General features: G+C 72.8%; 14 protein-coding genes and 1 pseudogene. 11 read left to right on the top strand and 4 right to left on the bottom strand.

The window, feature by feature from the left end:
* Window positions 1–36 precede the first annotated feature (36 nt).
* The 3 genes from KUA19_RS07215 to KUA19_RS07205 all read left to right on the top strand — a co-directional run bounded on the left by KUA19_RS07215 (window position 37) and on the right by KUA19_RS07205 (window position 2,141).
* A complete protein-coding gene (locus KUA19_RS07215) occupies window positions 37–138 on the top strand; it encodes a 30S ribosomal protein bS22 (protein WP_007465623.1) in 102 nt (33 codons plus the stop codon).
* 66 nt (window positions 139–204) lie between these two features.
* Window positions 205–1,284 carry an NAD-dependent epimerase/dehydratase family protein gene (locus tag KUA19_RS07210; RefSeq protein WP_217395285.1) on the top strand — a complete coding sequence of 360 codons (1,080 nt, stop codon included), beginning with the start codon at window positions 205–207 and terminating at the stop codon, window positions 1,282–1,284.
* On the top strand, window positions 1,281–2,141 hold the full coding sequence (locus KUA19_RS07205) for a lysophospholipid acyltransferase family protein (RefSeq protein ID WP_217395284.1): 861 nt from the start codon (window positions 1,281–1,283) through the stop codon (window positions 2,139–2,141). The genes KUA19_RS07210 and KUA19_RS07205 overlap by 4 nt, the downstream gene beginning before the upstream one ends.
* A gap of 9 nt (window positions 2,142–2,150) precedes the next feature.
* Here KUA19_RS07205 and KUA19_RS07200 read toward each other — a convergent pair whose 3' ends face one another.
* The 4 genes and pseudogenes from KUA19_RS07200 to KUA19_RS07185 all read right to left on the bottom strand — a co-directional run bounded on the left by KUA19_RS07200 (window position 2,151) and on the right by KUA19_RS07185 (window position 6,324).
* The gene (locus KUA19_RS07200; protein WP_217395282.1) at window positions 2,151–3,308 is read right to left on the bottom strand and encodes a hypothetical protein; all 1,158 of its coding nucleotides are present in this window, start codon (window positions 3,306–3,308) and stop codon (window positions 2,151–2,153) included.
* Window positions 3,305–4,186, bottom strand: coding sequence for an HAD family hydrolase (locus KUA19_RS07195; RefSeq protein WP_217395280.1), 882 nt, complete (start codon window positions 4,184–4,186; stop codon window positions 3,305–3,307). Before KUA19_RS07195 ends, KUA19_RS07200 begins: the two co-directional genes overlap by 4 nt.
* Window positions 4,187–4,511: 325 nt before the next feature.
* Window positions 4,512–5,348 (bottom strand): annotated as a pseudogene (locus tag KUA19_RS07190) (DUF5667 domain-containing protein); the annotation flags it as partial.
* 145 nt (window positions 5,349–5,493) lie between these two features.
* A complete protein-coding gene (locus KUA19_RS07185) occupies window positions 5,494–6,324 on the bottom strand; it encodes an ECF subfamily RNA polymerase sigma factor, BldN family (RefSeq protein WP_443623174.1) in 831 nt (276 codons plus the stop codon).
* Between the two features lie 656 nt (window positions 6,325–6,980).
* Between KUA19_RS07185 and KUA19_RS07180 the strand changes: the two genes are divergently transcribed.
* The 8 genes from KUA19_RS07180 to hemB all read left to right on the top strand — a co-directional run bounded on the left by KUA19_RS07180 (window position 6,981) and on the right by hemB (window position 15,651).
* Window positions 6,981–8,522, top strand: coding sequence for an AMP-binding protein (locus KUA19_RS07180; protein ID WP_217395276.1), 1,542 nt, complete (start codon window positions 6,981–6,983; stop codon window positions 8,520–8,522).
* Between the two features lie 4 nt (window positions 8,523–8,526).
* Window positions 8,527–8,754 (top strand): glutaredoxin family protein, encoded by a 228-nt coding sequence (locus tag KUA19_RS07175; RefSeq protein ID WP_217395275.1) that lies wholly within the window; start codon window positions 8,527–8,529, stop codon window positions 8,752–8,754.
* A gap of 20 nt (window positions 8,755–8,774) precedes the next feature.
* Window positions 8,775–9,428 carry an HAD family hydrolase gene (locus KUA19_RS07170; protein ID WP_217395274.1) on the top strand — a complete coding sequence of 218 codons (654 nt, stop codon included), beginning with the start codon at window positions 8,775–8,777 and terminating at the stop codon, window positions 9,426–9,428.
* Window positions 9,429–9,918: 490 nt separating this feature from the next.
* Window positions 9,919–10,800, top strand: coding sequence for a redox-sensing transcriptional repressor Rex (locus KUA19_RS07165; protein WP_217395273.1), 882 nt, complete (start codon window positions 9,919–9,921; stop codon window positions 10,798–10,800).
* Window positions 10,797–12,134 (top strand): glutamyl-tRNA reductase, encoded by a 1,338-nt coding sequence (locus KUA19_RS07160; protein ID WP_217395272.1) that lies wholly within the window; start codon window positions 10,797–10,799, stop codon window positions 12,132–12,134. The genes KUA19_RS07165 and KUA19_RS07160 overlap by 4 nt, the downstream gene beginning before the upstream one ends.
* Window positions 12,131–13,054, top strand: a complete 924-nt coding sequence (gene hemC, locus KUA19_RS07155; RefSeq protein WP_217395271.1) for a hydroxymethylbilane synthase — start codon at window positions 12,131–12,133, stop codon at window positions 13,052–13,054. Before KUA19_RS07160 ends, hemC begins: the two co-directional genes overlap by 4 nt.
* Window positions 13,051–14,631, top strand: coding sequence for a bifunctional uroporphyrinogen-III C-methyltransferase/uroporphyrinogen-III synthase (locus tag KUA19_RS07150; RefSeq protein ID WP_217395270.1), 1,581 nt, complete (start codon window positions 13,051–13,053; stop codon window positions 14,629–14,631). Before hemC ends, KUA19_RS07150 begins: the two co-directional genes overlap by 4 nt.
* A 36-nt stretch (window positions 14,632–14,667) precedes the next feature.
* Window positions 14,668–15,651, top strand: coding sequence for a porphobilinogen synthase (gene hemB / locus KUA19_RS07145; RefSeq protein WP_217395269.1), 984 nt, complete (start codon window positions 14,668–14,670; stop codon window positions 15,649–15,651).
* Window positions 15,652–15,660: the final 9 nt, after the last annotated feature.

Genomic DNA, 15,660 nt, shown 5'->3' with positions numbered 1-15,660 from the left:
GGGTTCCACCACCGTCAACGTCGAGAGGGATGCCGTATGGGCTCCGTGGTCAAGAAGCGCCGCAAGCGCATGGCGAAGAAGAAGCACCGCAAGCTGCTGCGCAAGACCCGCGTTCAGCGTCGTCGTCTCGGCAAGTAGTGCGTCTGCCCGGGCTGTGACTGTTCCGGCTGGGCATCGAACTTCGCCGCCCCGGGGAGGCGCGTCATGACCGCGGTAGAGACCGGCCCGGCCGGAGACCGCGTGCGCGCTCCCCGGGTCGTCATCGTCACCGGCATCAGCCGGTTTCTCGGGGCGACCATCGCCGCGCGCATCGCGGCCACCCCCGGGGTGGTGCGCGTGATCGGCGTGGACCGCGCCGACCCGCCCAGCGAGCTGCGCCCGTTGCTGCGCGGCGTACGGGTGCACCGCATCGACCTCACCGAAGGCGCGGCGGAGCTGATCGACCTGGGCGCCGAGGCACTGGTGCACCTGGCCGTGGTCTCCTCGCCCGACGGCAAGGGTGGCCGGGCGGCGATGAAGGACCAGAACGTCATCGGCACCATGCAGCTACTCGCCGCGTGCCAGCAGATGCCGTCGCTGCGGCGGCTGGTGCTGCGCTCGTCGACCGCCGCCTACGGCGCGTCGTTCCGCGACCCGGCGGTGTTCACCGAGGACACCGAACCCCGGGCCGTGCCGCGCGGCGGATACGCCCGCGACATCCTCGACATCGAGGGCTACGTGCGGGGCTTCCGGCGCCGCAATCCCCGGGTCACCACCACGGTGCTGCGCTTCACCCCGTTCGTCGGCCCGCGGCCGGACACCGGGCTGCTGCAGCTGCTGGCGCAGCCGGTCGTGCCGACGGTGCTGGGCCGCGACCCGCGACTGCAGTTCATCCACGTCGACGACGCGCTGGAGCTGCTGTACCGGTCGGTGGTCGAGGACCACCAGGGCGTGTTCAACGTGGCCGGGCCGGGCACCATCACGCTCTCCCAGGCCATCCGCCGCCTCGGGCGCATCGCGCTGCCGGTGCCCGAGGGCATCCTGCAGGCCGCCGCGGTCTACGGTCGGGGCGTCAACGGGCTGCGCAGCCTGGACCAGGTCGACCTGTTCGTGCACGGCCGGGTGGTCGACACCGCCCGCCTGACCGAGCAGTATGGGTTCACGCCCCGCTCCACCGCCGAGGCCTTCGACGACTTCGTCCGGGCCCAGCGCGGCGACGCCGTGCTCACCCCGGGCCGGTTGGCCGAGACAGAGCGGCGGCTGCTCGAAATGATCCGCTCGGTACGCGCAGGGAGGACGCCGTGACCGTCCCCGAGCTCGCCGACGAGTTCGACAACCGGGTCGCCTCCGGCCTGGCCTTCCTCCGCCGCCGCCTGTCCGGCCAGTACCGGGTGGACGAGTTCGGGTTCGATCCCGAGCTCACCGAGCAGGTGTTCCAGCCCGTGCTGCGGCTGCTCTACCGCGACTGGTTCCGCACCGAGGTGCTCGACGTCAAGAACCTGCCCGCCGAGGGCGGCGCGCTGGTCGTCGGCAACCACTCCGGCACCATCGCCCTGGACGCGCTGATGCTGACCGTGGCCTGCCACGACGAGCACCCGGCGCACCGGCACCTGCGGCTGCTCGGCGCCGACTTCGTGTTCAAGCTGCCGTTCGTGTCGGAGCTGGCCCGCAAGTCCGGCGCCACGCTGGCCTGCAACCCCGACGTCGAGCGGCTGCTGGAGGCCGACGAGCTGGTCGGCGTCTTCCCGGAGGGGTTCAAGGGCGTCGGCAAGAAGTTCACCGACCGGTACAAGCTGCAGCGGTTCGGCCGGGGCGGGTTCGTGTCGGCGGCGCTGCGCACCCGCAGGCCGATCGTGCCGGTCGCGATCGTCGGCGCCGAGGAGATCTACCCGCTGCTGGGTGACATCAAGCCGCTGGCCCGGCTGATCGGCGCGCCGTACTTCCCGGTCACGCCGACGTTTCCGTGGCTGGGGCCGCTGGGGCTGGTGCCGCTGCCGAGCAAGTGGCTGATCCGGTTCGGCGAGCCCATCGACACCGAACCGTACGCCGACCGCGCCGACGACCCCGCGGTCGTGTTCAATCTGGCCGACCACGTGCGCGAGACGATCCAGGGCATGCTGAACGAGCTGCTGGAGCTGCGGCCGGACGCCTTCGGCCCGTAGGCCGGGCGGCTACAGCGCCAGCGCGTGCAGGTTCAGCACGTGCCACTTGAGGGTCTCGTTGTCGCCGGTGGACCACCACAGCACCCCGTCGCGCGCCACGACCTGGTTGGCGACCGGGGCGACCCGGGACAGCCTGCCGGTCTTCAGGTCGAACAGCAGCAGCTCGGTGGCGGAGTAGTCGGAGGCGGCGCGGGAGTAGACCTCGTACCGGTCCAGCATGGCGATGTCGGTGACCGCGGCGGCGACGCTGCCGGTGGCGGTGCGGACCGCGCCGCTGCCGTCCGGCCGTCGTAGCTCGATGGTGGTGGTCGCGTCGTCGCTGCCGATGGTGCTCGACCGGCACCAGGTGGGGGAGCAGGACAGCATCTCGCCGCTGTGCGCGGCGACGGTGGTCTCGGCTCCGCCGACCAGGTCGCGCAGCCGCACCGGGGTGCCGTCGGCGGTGTCCTCGCTGACCAGCCACGGCCACGCGCTGATCGACCAGGCCCCGGGCACCTCGAGCCGCTGCGGCTTGCCGCCGGTCAGCGGCAGGGTGTACACCGCCGACACGTCGGCCTTGCCGATGTCGGAGATCCAGCTCAGCTGCCCGTCGTGCAGGCTCAGGTCGCCCTGCTTGTCGAACAGAAGCACGTTGCCGGTGTCGGCGGTGAGTTCGCGCGGCGCCCCGGCGGCCAGGGTCGCGGCCATCACCCGGGTGTGCGCGGCACCCTCCTTGTCGGAGGTCAGCTCCAGCCAGGCCAGGGTGGTGCCGTCGGTGGTGAAACCGGCGAACTCGGGTGCCCGCTCGCGCGGCACCGTGTCCAGCACCCGCTGCTGGCCGCCGCCGAGCAGCAGCAGCCGGATGGAGGCCTCGTCGGCCGTGGGCGCCGTGCCCACCGACCGCTGCGCGTCCAGGAAATACACCGGGGTGTACGGCGCGCCGTCGGGCAGCGTGCCCGGCAGCTCGGTCACCGCCCCGCCCGCCGCCAGCTCGGGCGTGCCGTCCTTCGACCGGCCGGGATCATCGGACCCGGGATCGAGGACCAGCAGCGCGCCGGCGGCGCCCAGCGCCGCCACCAGGGCGACCGCCCCGCCGATCGCCCGTCTGGACGGCCCGGAACGGCCCTTCGTCGACTCCCCGTCGGCGGCACCCATGTCCGCCTGCCGCAGCCCCCCGGTGTCGGTCACAGAGCCTTCTTCCTCCGCCTGCTCAGAGCCATTCCGCCGACCACGGCGCCGGCCACCATGCCCGCGCCCAGCACCACCGGCACGGCCACCTTGGCGGCGTTGCGGCCGCTGCGGAAGTCGCGCACCTCCCAGCCCTGGCTGCGGGCCATCCGGCGCAGCGCGCTGTCCGGGTTGACCGCGACCGCCCGGCCGACGGTGGTCAGCATCGGCACGTCGTTGATCGAGTCGCTGTACGCGGTACAGCGGGAAAGGTCCAGTCCTTCGGCCGCGGCCAGCGCCTCGACGGCGTTGGCCTTGTTCGGCCCGTGCATCATCTCGCCCACCAGCCGCCCGGTGTACGCGCCGTCGCGGATCTCGGCGACCGTGCCCAGCGCACCGGTCAGGCCCAGCCGGGTCGCGATGACCCGGCCCAGCTCGACCGGGGCCGCGGTGACCAGCCACACCCGCTGGCCCGAGGCCAGGTGCGCGTCGGCCAGTGCCCGGGTGCCCGACCAGATCCGGTCGGCCATCAGCTCGTCGAAGATCTCCTCGCTGAGCCGCTGCATCTCCTCGACCTGCCAGCCCTTGACGAAGGACAGCGCCGCCTCACGGGCGCGGTCCATGTCGCCGGCGTGCTCGGCGGCCAGCAGCCGGAACCGAGCCTGGCTGATGGCGAACCGGGCCAGGTCGATGGTGGTGAAGTAGCGCCGCGCGGCCAGGCCGCGGGCGAAGTAGTACAGCGAGGCGCCCTGCATCATCGTGTTGTCGACGTCGAAGAACGCGGCCCCGGTGCGGTCCTGGGCGGGCTGCGCGGTCGGCGCCAGCTCCGCGGCGGCCAGTGGCGGCTGCGCCACCAGCACCGCCTCGTCGAGCGGAGCTGACCTCTGCCTGCGCGCCATCGGATCTCCTCTACCCCTGCCCGCAACTTCCTGCGAGCTCTCTCACAGCCTAGGGGCGCGATGCCCGTTCGGCATCGCGCCCCAGTTCCGTGCGGTCGCCCGATCAGCCGAGCAGGCCCCCGAGGATGCGGCCCAGCTCGTCGAGCAGGCCCTCCTCCTGCGGCGCCGGCGTCTGCTCCCCGGCCGGGGCCGGGGTCGCGCTGGCCGACGGGGCCGGGGAGGTCGACGGGTTGGGCCCGTTACCGCTGGGCTTGCCGTTGTTCTCCTTGACCGGCTCCGGCGTGTGCTGCTGGGTCGGCTGCTGCGGCTGGGTGCTGACGTTGACGCAGGCGCCGGGGACGGCACCCAGCTTGTCGCTGCCGACCGAGGCCGCGCCGCAGGCCATCGCCGTACGGGCGTCGGCCGAGCGCTTCTCGATCTGGTCGAGCAGGCGCAGCGAGTCGGTCACCTTGTCGCGGGCGGTACCCGTGGCGTCGTCGAGCAGCTGCGCCACGAGCATCCGCTGATCGGTGACGAACCGGTCCACCGCGTCCAGGGACCCGGTGTCGCGGCGTTCGATCGCGGAGGTGAGCAGCATCTTGACGCCCTGTCGGGTGTCGCCGTCCATGTCGCGCAGCGCGTCGCCGAAGCCCTCGGCCCCGCGTACGGCGTGGGCCTCCTGCAGGCGGGTGCGGGCGAACTCGAGGTAGAGGCGGCCGCGGCTGAGGTCGGAACCGGCCAGGGCCAGCTGTGCCTTCTCCGTCGAGCGCTTCACGCCGTACAGCGTGTCGCCGGGGATCGCGTCACCGCTCGCCACCGACACGCCGGACAGCGCCAGCGTGCCGGCGGCGATACCGACCACGATCGCGCCCCGGGCGCGGGCCCGCCCGGTGCGCGCCGGCCAACCGGCCGTGGAGCGCCGGTCCTCCGTCTCGGGTCGGGCGGTGACGCCGATGCCGTCCCGCTGCGCGGTGGCGATCAGCTGGGCGCGAAGGTCGCGCTTGAACGAGGCGTCGGGCGTGCCGGGCAGCGTGACGGTCTGCAGCTGCTGTCCGACCGCCACCAGCTCGGTGAGCTGGTCGTCGACGCGGGAACGGGTGTGGTGACGGCGGCCGCCGTTGGCCTCGTCGAGTAGCTGGGCGAAGCGCTCGGCGCGCCGGCGATCGAACAAGGAGGTGTTCACCGCGGGCACCCCCCTTCGCTGATCGCGGTGACTGAAACTGCGAGGGCGGTGGAGAATGCCGCTCGCACCCGGTCAAACGCGATCAGGGCACGATCAGTTACGCCCGCCGCGGCCAGGCCACCGCAGAGAGTGATGTGAATCACGTTCACGGCTGGAAACCCTCCGGAAGCAGTCGGGCCAGGGCGCGGACCGCGCGGTACTGCAGCGCCTTGATCGCGCCCTCGTTCTTGCCCATCGCCTGGGCCGTCTCGGCGACCGAGAAGCCCTGCAGGAACCGCAGCACGATGCACTCCTGCTGCTCGGGGTTGAGCTGCTTGACCGCCGTCAGCAGCGCGACGTTGGTGATGTGGTCCACCACCGCGGTCTCCGGGCTCCCCTCGGGCCCCCGGTCCTCCCGATCCGCGTCGAGCACGTCGCCGGTCGTGACCTCCAGCCGGTACCGGCCGGACTTGAAGTGGTCGGCGACCAGGTTGCGCGCGATGGTCACCAGCCAGGCGCCCAGGTCGCGGCCCTGCCAGGTGAAGCTGCCGATGCGCTTGAGCGCGCGCAGGAAGGTGTCCGAGGTCAGGTCCTCGGCCAGCGGACGGTTGCCGACCCGGAAGTAGATGAACCGGAAGACGGTGTCGACGTACCGGTCGTAGATCAGGCCGAACGCCTCGGCGTCGCCCTGCTGGGCCCGCTCGACCAGCGTCCACACCTCGTGCGCGGCGTCGCTGGGGTCGGGTCGGTCGGGGTAGACCGGCCCGGCACCGCCACCGCCGGTGCCCTGCTCCTCGACCGAGGGCAGCACCGCGGTGTCGCCGTCGGACGCGCCGGCGCCGTGCGGGCCGCTCTGGGTCGGCATGCCCGTGCGGCCGGTGACACGGCCGCCGACCGGCTTGGTGCCGGGCGGCTGGTGCCGGGTCGCGGCGTCATTGGTCTGCCGGGTACGGATGCGCTGGGTGCCGCCGTCGCCACGTACCGCCGTGGCGAGCATCTCGTTGAGCGAGATACGGAGGGCGGACAGACCGTCGACCAGGGCTCGGCGGGCCGACGCCACCTCACTGGTGATCAGCTCGTCGCCGTAGAACAGAGAACTCATCCCGCCACCTCCGCGTGCCCCCAGTCCGATACGCCCCGGGCTGCGGGCGGCCGCGAACGGCTACCGGCATACCGGGCAATCTCCACCATAAGCCGCTGAACACCCATGGGGCACGCGTTCAGTGCGATAACCGGCACAAAGGCCTCCTCTGGCTGAGGGGTGTCGACTCATGGCAAAACGGGCGAGTCGACCCTGGTGATGATAAGGGCCGACGTCACTCAGCGGTGTGGAGCCAACGCTGGAGCGAAATGTTGCCGCGTACTGGGCGACCTCGTCGCACAACGTGTGCGGCTTGGCGCCCTCGGTGTGCCAATGTGTGTCGGTCTCACCCGCCCGGGTGAAGATCACCCCTTGCCCCCCGCCCGCCGCCCCTTCACCACGGGCCGGGAAAGCCCCAAGACCACGCGAGTTGCCGGGCAGTCGTGCGTATCTTGGGGCGCCATACGCCCAGTTGCCTGGCAACATGAGCGATCTTGGAGGGGTGGGCGGGCGGGCAAGGGGCTGCGGGAGGGCTGGGCGGGGCACCCTCCGCTGTGGAAAACTCAGCCCCCGTGAACCTCGCCACACTGCTGCGCCAACAGGCCGCCGCCCAGCCGGACCGCATCGCACTGCGCGCGGGCGGGCAGACGCTGACCTGGGCCGAGTGGGACGCGCGCACCGACGCGGCGGCGTACGGGCTACTGGCACTGCGCCTGCCGACCGCCGGCGGCCACGCCGCCCGGGTGGCGATAGCGCTGCCGAACACCGTCGAGTTCGCGGTGGCGCTCACGGCGGTGCTGCGCGCGGGGCTGATCGCCGTGCCGGGCAACCCCGGCCTCACCCCGCGCGAGCTGCGCCACGTCCTGTCCGACAGCGGCGCCGAGGTGCTGCTCGCCCAGTCGGAGCTGCTGGCAGGGGTCGCCGGGGCGGTGCCGCACGCGCTGACGGAACTGCCGACCGCCGCCGCGACCGGCGGCCTGCCCGAGACCGGCGACGACGAGATCGCGCTGCTGCTCTACACCTCCGGCACCGAGGGCGCGCCCAAGGGCGCGATGCTGCCGCACCGGGCCCTGTTGGCCAACCACCGGCAGCTCGCCGCGCTGGAGCCGCCGCTGCTGGGCGCCGACGACACGGTGCTGCTGGCGCTGCCGCTGTTCCACGCGTACGGCCTCAACACCGGGCTGGGCTCGGTGCTCTGGCACGGGGCCACCGGCGTGCTGGTGCCCGACTTCGACCCGGCCGGCACCGCCGCCGCGATCGAGGCGCACGCGGTGACCGTGGTCGTCGGCGTGCCGCAGATGTTCCTGGCCTGGAGCGCCCTGCCAGACGCCCGCGCGCGCCTGGCCACGGTGCGGCTGGCGGTGTGCGGCGCGGCCGCGCTGGAGCCCGCCGCCGCGACCCGGTTCACCCAGCTCACGGGGATCGCCGTCCAGGTCGGGTACGGCCTGACCGAGACCGCGCCGGTGCTCGCCGCGACCGTGGCCGCGCCGGCGGCGAAGCCCGGCTCGATCGGGCGCCCGCTGCCCGGAGTGGAGCTGCGGCTGGTCAACGCCGCGGGCGAGGACGTGTGGCGGGGCGGGTCGGCGCTCCTGGAGGACGATGACGACCCTGATGACGAGGCTCCGGACCTGGCCGTGCCGGACTCGCCGGGCACCGACCCGGGCGAGATCGTGGTGCGCGGCGACAACCTGTTCCTGGGTTACTGGCCCGACGGGCGGGGCGGCCCGGACGCCGACGGCTGGTGGCCCACCCGCGACGTGGCGTACGCCGACGGCGACGGCGACCTGTTCCTGGTCGACCGGCTCGGCGAACTGATCCTGGTCAGCGGCTTCAACGTGTACCCGGCCGAGGTCGAGCAGGTGCTGCTGGCGCACCCGGGCGTGGCGCAGGCGGCGGTGCTGGCCGCCCCGCACCCGCTCACCGGCCAGCAGGTGCGGGCGATCGTGGTGCCCCGTCAGCGCGGCGGCGAGGTCGCCGAGCTGACCGAGGCGGAGCTGGCCGCGCACTGCGCGCGCAACCTGGCCCGGTTCAAGTGCCCGGCGCGCATCGAGTTCGCGCGGGAGCTGCCGCTGTCGGTCATCGGCAAGGTGCGCAAGTCGCTGCTGCGAGAATGACCCGGTGACCCGACTGACGCTGTACACCCGGTCCGGCTGCCACCTGTGCGAGGTGGCCGCCGAGACGCTCGACCGCATCGGCGAGCCGTACGAGGAGATCGACATCTCCGGCGATCGCGAGCTGGAAGCCGAGTACGGCGACCGCATCCCGGTGATCATGCTGGACGGTCGGGAACACGGCTACTGGCGGGTGGAGGAGGAGCGGCTGCGCCGCGACCTGGCCAAGGGCTGATCACCCGGTACCCTGTCCCGATGGCAAGGCATCTCGTCTGGGACTGGAACGGCACCCTGCTCGACGACCTCCATCTGGTCGTCGCCTCGACCAACGCGGCGTTCGCGACGGTCCCGGGACCGGCGGGCCCGGTCTCGGTCACGGTCCACGAGCACCGGCGCGACTTCCGCCGTCCCATCCACGAGTACTACGGGCAGGTGCTCGGCCGTGAGGTGGGGCTGGCCGAGTTCGCGTTGCTCGACCGGGTGTTCCACGACAGCTACCGCACCCGGCTGACCACGGTGGCGCTGGCCGCCGACGCGCTGGCCGCGCTCGCGGCGTGGCAGGGCACCCAGTCGCTGCTGTCCATGTGGTTCCACCGGGAACTGGTGCCGATGGTCGAGGGGTACTCGCTCACGCCGCACTTCCTGCGGGTGGACGGGCTGCGCGACAACACCGACGGCGGCTTCAAGTCGATCCACCTCAAGCGGCACCTGGGTGAGCTGCGCATCGACGGCGCGAACGTGGTCATGATCGGCGACTCGATCGACGACGCCGACGCGGCGGCCTCGGTCGGCGCGAAGTGCGTCCTCTACACCGGCGGCCTCACCGATCCGGACCGGCTGCGCGCCTACGGCGTGCCCGTGGCCGACAGCCTGCTGGACGCGGTGGCCGTCGCGACCGCGCTGGCCTGAGCATCCGTGAACCTCGTCGCCGAGTATCGGTGACCCTCGGCCCGGGGGATCGGTGACTCTCGTCCCTGGGCATCGGTGACCCTCGTCGCATCCCGACGTCTCGGGCAGTGAGATCGATCACTGCCCGGTTTCTGTTTCCGTGCGCTGTTCGGGACAGGAGACGCTCAGGGTGGCCGGTGGGAATGGGCGTGTTCTGCGGATGTTTGTCATGGTTGCGACATAATCGCGGAGCAGCGCCCATCCGGACTGCCGCGACGAGCCGCGCGTGAGCGCGTCCGCCGAGCCCGGTGGCGCGTGACGAGCCAGAGTGGGGGCACCATGCCGCGGGGGCATTCTGGCTGTTGCGCGAGACCCGGATGGGCGCGCTTTCAAGATCGCGATTTGTGCACCCGTTCACAAGCGCCTACTCTGTTACCTCGACGTTCCCCGCTAGCACAGAGCCGTTCGGCCATGTGATCGGGGGTCTAAGCCTTGTTCGGCACGGAGTCTCATGAGTCAGCAGCGCACCGGTCACGAAGCCGGGATCACCGGCCGTGTCGGCGCGGTCGCCGGAGGGTCAGGCCCGGATTTTCCGGATCTGCCCGAAGCGACGGTGGCCCGGCTGCCGGAGTACCTGCGCGCCCTGCACCACCTCGCCGAGACCGGACACGACACGGTCTCCAGTGAGGGTCTGGCGGGCGCCGCCGGGGTCAACTCGGCCAAGCTCCGCAAGGACCTGTCGCACCTGGGCTCCTACGGCACCCGCGGCGTCGGCTACGACATCGAGCCGCTGGTCAGCCAGATCGAATACATCCTCGGCCTGAACAAGCGGCGCGCCGTCGCCCTGGTCGGCGTCGGCAACCTCGGCCACGCGCTGGCCGGTTACGCGGGCTTCGCCAGCCGCGGGTTCCGCATCGCGGCGCTGTTCGACGCCGACGTCACCCGGGTCGGCGAGCTGATCAACGGCATCGCGGTCCGGCACGTGAACGACATCCCCGAGGTCGTCGCGACCGAGGGCATCTCCATCGCCGTGCTCGCCACCCCCGCCGGTGCCGCCCAGATGGTCGCCGACCAGCTCGTGGCCGCCGGCGTGACCAGCATCCTCAACTTCGCCCCGGTCGTGCTGAACCTGCCCGACCAGGTGGACGTGCGCAAGGTCGACCTCGCGGTCGAGCTGCAGATCCTGTCGTTCCACGAGCACCGCAAGTCGGCGCGCAACGGTGGAGCCGAGCCCCGTGACGGCGGCGACACCGGCGCCCGTGACGGCGGCGGCGAGCCCGGCGGCCCGCGCCTGCGCAACGGCGCCGCCCGCCGGGGCGCCCCGGCGGTGGCGCGCTTCCTGGCCCCGGAGACCGGCACCGGCCGGACCGCGCTTGGGGAGGTCGCCGCATGAACCTGATCGTGGTCGGTGCGTCATATCGCACCGCGCCGGTCGAGCTGCTGGAGACGCTGTCGCTGGTCGACGGTGCCCGCGCGCTGCCCCGGCTGCTGTCCGACGGACGGGTCGGCGAAGCCGTCGTCCTGTCCACCTGCAACCGGGTCGAGGTCTACGCCGCCGCGCCCGCGTTCCACCCCGGCCTGAGCCACCTCGGCGACGTGCTCGCCGAGCTGACCGGCCTGCCCGCCGACCAGCTCGCCTCCTCGCTGTACGTGCACCACGGCGAGGACGCGGTGCGGCACGTGTTCCGGGTCGCGGCCGGGTTGGACTCGATGGTGGCGGGCGAGGCGCAGATCCTCGGTCAGCTCCGCGAGGCGTACCAGTCGGCCACCGACGCCGACGCCACCGGCCGGATGCTGCACGAACTGCTGCAGCAGGCGCTGCGGGTGGGCAAGCGCGCGCACGCCGAGACCGGCATCGACCACGCGCCCCGCAGCATGGTCAGCGCCGCCCTCGACCACGCCGTAGCCGCCCCCGACCACGCCGTCGAGCAGCCGCGCAACTGGCTGGTCGTGGGCGCGGGCGCGATGGGCGCGCTGTCGGTCGCCGAGCTGTCCCGGCGCGAGGCGGGCACCGTCACCGTCGTCAACCGCGGCCCCGACCGGGCGCTGCGGCTGGCCCAGGCGTACGGCGCGCACGCCGCCCCGATCGAGCGACTGCCCGAGCTGCTGGCCGCCGCCGACGTCGTCATCACGGCCACCGCTTCGGTGGACCATGTGCTCACGGTCGAGAACGTGCGCGCGGCGCGCACCGGCGCCACCAAGATCCTCACTATCATCGATCTGGCGCTGCCGCGCGACGTGGAGCCGGAGGTGGGCGGGCTCGACGGCGTACGGCTGGTCGACGTCGCGCGTCTCGGTGCCGTCGTCGCGCAGCCCGCCGACCTCGAGGTCATGGCGGTCGAGCAGATCGTCGACGCCGAGGTCGAGGCATACGCCGGATGGCTGCGTGGGGCCGAGGTGGCCCCGACCGTGGCCGCCCTGCGAGCCCGCGCCGACGACGTGGTCACCGCCGAGCTGCGGCGGCTGACCCAGCGCCGCGCGGACCTGACCGACGAGCAGCGCGCCGAGGTCGCCCACACGGTGCACCGCATCGTGCAGCGACTGCTGCACCAGCCGACGGTGCGGGTGCGCCAGCTCGCCGCCGAACCCGGCGGCGCGGCGTACGCGCAGCTGCTGCGAGATCTGTTCGACCTGTCGGTGATCCCCGGATCGCCGGACCAGACGACCACGGTGGCCGACGTGCCGGACGTTTCCGGGCGGCCGGTGACGGAAGAGGGTGCCCGATGAGTTCTCCCACTGGTGTGCTGCGCCTGGGCACCCGGGGCAGTGCCCTCGCCCTCGCGCAGTCGCAGATGGTCGCCGACGCGCTCACCAAGAAGACGGGTATGGCCGTCGAACTGGTCGAGATCGTGACCCCCGGTGACCGCTCCTCCGCGCCGGTGCAGCAGCTCGGCGTGGGTGTGTTCGTCTCCGCGCTGCGCGACGCGCTCGGCGCCAAGGAGATCGACTTCGCGGTGCATTCGTACAAGGACCTGCCCACCGCGCCCGCGGACGGGCTGGCCATCGCGGCCGTGCCCGAACGGGCCGACCCCCGCGACGCGCTGATCGCCCGCGACGGGCTCACCCTCGCCGAGCTGCCCGCAGGGGCCGTCATCGGCACCGGGGCGCTGCGCCGTATCGCGCAGATCGCCGCGCTGGGGCTGCCCGTGACCACCGTGCCGATCCGCGGCAACGTGGACACCCGCCTGCGCAAGGTCGCCGACGGCGAGCTGGACGCGGTGGTGCTGGCCCGCGCCGGGCTGGCCCGGCTCGGCCGCGCCGGTGAGGTCACCGAGATTTTGGACCCGATGCTCATGCTGCCCGCGCCCGCCCAGGGCGCGCTGGCGGTGGAGTGCCGGTCCGCCGATACCGCTCTGGTCGAGGCGCTCTCCGCGCTCGACCACCGGGCCACCCGCGCGGCGGTCACCGCCGAACGGGCCCTGCTGGCCACGCTCGAGGCCGGGTGCAGCGCGCCCGTCGCGGCGCTGGCCGAAGTCACCGAAGACGACGAGATCTACCTGCGCGGTGCCGTGATCAGTCCGGATGGGCGGTTCGCCCTGCGACTGTCACGCACCGGAACGCTCGCCGACGCTGAGCAGGTCGGGCGGCTGCTCGCCGCTGACCTGCTCGAAGACGGTGCCGAGAATGTACTTGGGAGTGCTGAATGACCCGCACCCGTAAGCCCGCTGGGCATGTCGCGTTCGTCGGGGCTGGACCCGGCGACCCGGGCCTGCTCACCCGCCGCGCCTACGAGACGCTGCGCGAGGCCGACCACATCGTGTACGACCGCAGCGTCCCTGACGCGATGCTGGAGTCGCTGCGCACCGAGTTCGGCGAGCAGACCGAATACAGCCCTGCCGAGGGCGTGCCCGGCGACGTGGCGAAGGTGCTGCTGTCGGAGGCTCGCTCAGGCCGCAACGCGGTGCACCTGGTCGCCGGCGACCCGTTCGGCCACGACGCCGTGGTCAAGGAGGTCCAGGCGGTGGCCCGCACCAACGTGCGGTTCGCCGTCGTGCCCGGCATCGGGCAGGCCGCCGGTGTCGCGACGTACGCGGGGGTGCCGCTGACCGGCGTGCGCACCGCGACCGACGTCGACGACATCACCGCCGTCGACTTCGACGGGCTCGCCTCGGCGCTCAAGCACGGCTCGGTGGCGCTCGCGGTCGACGCGGGCGACCTGGCCTCGGTGCGCGACGGGCTGCTCGCGGCCGGCGTCGAGGGCACCGCCCAGGTGGCGATCACCGGGGACGGCACCGGCGAGACGCAGTACACCACCATCTCCACCGTCGACAGCTTCGTCGCCGCCGCGCTGGGCTTCTCCGGCCGCGTCGTGGTGACCGTCGGCTCCGGCGTGGCGCACCTGGACCGGCTCGGCTGGTGGGAGGCGCGTCCGCTGTACGGCTGGCGCGTGCTGGTGCCGCGCACCAAGGAGCAGGCGGGCGTGATGAGCGCGCGGCTGCGGGCGTACGGGGCGATCCCGTGCGAGGTGCCGACCATCGCGGTCGAGCCGCCCCGGACCCCGGCCCAGATGGAGCGGGCGATCAAGGGCCTGGTCGACGGCCGGTACGCATGGGTCATCTTCACCAGCGCCAACGCCGTGCGCGCGGTGTGGGAGAAGTTCGGCGAGCACGGGCTCGACGCCCGCCACTTCGGCGGCGTCAAGATCGCGTGCATCGGCGAGGCGACCGCGGAGGCGGTGCGCTCGTTCGGCATCCAGCCCGAGCTGGTGCCCGGCGGCGACCAGTCCAGCGAGGGTCTGCTGGCCGAGTTCGCGCCGTACGACGAGATCTTCGACCCGGTGGGCCGGGTGCTGCTGCCCCGCGCCGACATCGCGACCGAGACGCTGGCCGCGGGCCTGACCGAGCGTGGCTGGGAGGTCGACGACGTCACCGCGTACCGGACCGTGCGGGCGGCGCCGCCGCCGGAGGAGATCCGCAACGCCATCAAGTCGGGCGGGTTCGACGCGGTGCTGTTCACGTCGTCCTCGACCGTACGCAACCTGGTCGGCATCGCGGGCAAGCCGCACACCCGCACCGTCGTGTCGGTGATCGGCCCGAAGACGGCCGAGACCGCGGTCGAGTTCGGCCTGCGCGTCGACGTCCAGCCCGAGCACGCCTCCGTGCCGGACCTGGTCGAGGCGTTGGCCATGTACGCCGTCGAGCTGCGCGAGCGCCTGGCGGCGATGCCCGCCAAGCAGCGCCGCGGCTCGAAGGTGCAGGGCCCGACCGCACTGAGGTTCCGCTGATCGTCTGACCTGCCGGTATCGGTGTAGGGGGTAGCCATGTCGTTCCCGAACATCCGCCCGCGGCGGCTGCGCACCAGCGCGGCCATGCGGCGCATGGTCAGCGAGACCCGGCTGCACCCGGCCGAGCTGGTGCTGCCGCTGTTCGTCAGGGAAGGGCTGACCGAGCCTCGGCCGGTCAGCTCCCTTCCCGGCGTGATGCAGCACTCCCGTGAGTCGCTGCGCAAGGCGGTGGCCGAGGCGGCCCAGGCCGGGGTCGGCGGCGTCATGCTGTTCGGCATCCCCGAGCACAAGGACGCGACCGGCTCCGGCGGCATCGACCCGGGCGGCATCCTGAACGTCGCCATCCGCGATGTGATCCGCGAGGTCGGCGACTCGCTCGTGGTGATGAGCGACCTGTGCCTGGACGAGTTCACCTCGCACGGGCACTGCGGGCTGCTACGTGAGGACGGGGCGGTCGACAACGACGAGACGCTCGCCGCGTACGCCCGGATGGCGGTGGCCCAGGCCGCCGCCGGGGTGCACGTGGTCGGGCCGTCCGGGATGATGGACGGCCAGGTCGGCGTCGTCCGCAAGGCCCTGGACGAGGCGGGCTACGCCGACGTCACCATCCTTGCGTACGCCGCGAAGTACGCATCCGCGTTCTACGGCCCGTTCCGGGAGGCGGTCGAGTCGTCCCTGGACGGCGACCGGCGCACCTACCAGCAGGACCCGGCGAACCTGCGCGAGTCGCTGCGCGAGGTGGCGCTGGACGTCGCCGAGGGCGCCGACATCGTCATGGTCAAGCCCGCCCTGGCCTACCTCGACGTGATCAGCGCCGTGCGCGCCTCGTTCGACGTGCCGGTCGCGGCCTACCAGGTCAGCGGCGAGTACGCCATGGTCGAGGCCGCCGCCGCCAACGGCTGGATCGACCGCGAGCGGATCATGATGGAGACGCTGCACTCGATCCGCCGTGCCGGCGCGCAGATCATCCTGACGTACTGGGCCGCCGAGGCCGCCCGCCGCCTGCGCGCGGAGTACTGAGTTCAACTT

It is taken from the genome of Catellatospora tritici (assembly GCF_019083965.1).
GTDB classification, from domain to species: domain Bacteria; phylum Actinomycetota; class Actinomycetes; order Mycobacteriales; family Micromonosporaceae; genus Catellatospora; species Catellatospora tritici.
The sequence above is the reverse complement of the archived record's forward strand: the minus strand, read 5'-3'. Positions and strand labels throughout refer to the sequence as shown.